The sequence below is a fragment of the Pontibacillus halophilus JSM 076056 = DSM 19796 genome (genome assembly GCF_000425205.1).
Classification (GTDB): Bacteria; Bacillota; Bacilli; order Bacillales; family BH030062; genus Pontibacillus_A; species Pontibacillus_A halophilus.
Genome location: NZ_AULI01000038.1, coordinates 1 through 1,032 on the forward strand (window position 1 = coordinate 1; position 1,032 = coordinate 1,032).

Sequence of the window (1,032 nt, forward strand, 5' to 3'; positions counted from 1 at the left end):
AATATTCACTAATTTTAGAAAAAGAGATTTGTTTTTTGCTTTTTTGGGAACTAATTCTTATGGGTAAAAAGCACCTAAAAGTATATATTTAGTCATTTTTGACAATTTAAAATCTAGATTTTTGATAAATTTATTACATAAACTTCTTATATTTAATAACATTAATAAATTCACTTATACATACAGGAAAATTCAGAGAGAATAATTGTAGGAGGCATAAATAAATGAGTAATAATACAGAAGTTAGAGATTTTTATTTGTTTGGAGTTGGATATACGGTTATTGATAATGAAATGTTGGAAGTTAGATCGTTAGGCACTGAAACTCATCAAGTTACTAATGCAGATGAAATACCACCTTCTTTATCCAAAATCATTAAACGTGATGGTCAAGAATGGAATTTAGATGAACTTAATGACCCTGAAATTATTGATTGTCTTGATAAGGGTATTGTTTATAGAGAGTGGATTTTAGAAAAAGAGGAATTTGATAAATATCTAGAGTGTGATTCATTATTAAAAGTGAATATAAAAGAGTTAAAAACTAAAAAAATTCGTCAGTTTAGTTAAACGGAAATATACTATAACACTTAGAGAATTGTCCCTCATTGCAAGGCATTACATTAGGCCCTGTATAATCTATCTGAGTTATTTGTAATGCATTAGGTTCGACTTTATTTAATGCACTTAAAGCTATTCTCTTTTCTCTCTTTCTTTTTATCACTAAAATGAAAGAGGGGTGACGAATATGAATAATAACCAAGAAGGTAACAGACCTGGACTCGACACTTATATAGATAGTAAGGGGCGAGAGATTGGACGCTGCTCTTATTGTGTAAGAAGAGGGCGAGCAAGGAACTTGAGGAAGCTTCCTTTGCATTTAGATGATAAGCAAATTAACCAATATTGTCCTCGTTGTTATCCAGAAGTATTGGAGAATGTAAAACAATTCCCCTGGAATAGAAAACAATATTGAAAATCTGTATTAATATCTCACATTTATTGTTAATGAAACCATAATATCGTATAATAT

At 29.5% G+C, this 1,032-nt stretch carries 1 protein-coding gene; it reads left to right on the forward strand.

Annotated elements, in window-relative coordinates; all coding sequences use genetic code 11:
* Positions 1 to 224 precede the first annotated feature (224 nt).
* Complete coding sequence (locus tag H513_RS0117630; RefSeq protein ID WP_026801898.1) at positions 225 to 569, forward strand: hypothetical protein; 345 nt, start codon at positions 225 to 227, stop codon at positions 567 to 569.
* Positions 570 to 1,032 lie beyond the last annotated feature (463 nt).

Excerpts from the sequence above, each read along its gene's own strand:
- H513_RS0117630 (WP_026801898.1), top strand. The coding sequence starts at position 225 with ATGAGTAATAATACAGAAGTTAGAGATTTTTATTTGTTTGGAGTTGGA.